Source organism: Streptomyces viridosporus, from assembly GCF_002078235.1.
Classification (GTDB): domain Bacteria; phylum Actinomycetota; class Actinomycetes; order Streptomycetales; family Streptomycetaceae; genus Streptomyces; species Streptomyces viridosporus.
Genome location: NZ_MSGP01000829.1, coordinates 633 through 852, shown reverse-complemented (window position 1 = coordinate 852; position 220 = coordinate 633).

Sequence of the window (220 nt, the reverse complement as noted above, 5' to 3'; positions counted from 1 at the left end):
GCCGCCGTCATTTCCGGCGTCGTCGCCACCCCCGGAACAGGCCGAGAGCACCAGCACACCACCGAGCAGAGCGGACGCGGTCGCCAGACCCCTGCGCCGCTTACCGTCCGTCATCACACGCTTCTCCATCGTCGCCGAATCCCAACCCCACGAGCCCCGGCCCGAAGCCGGGACCTCGTCCTAACCATCAACGCTACGACCGGGTGATCCGGTTCCCCAC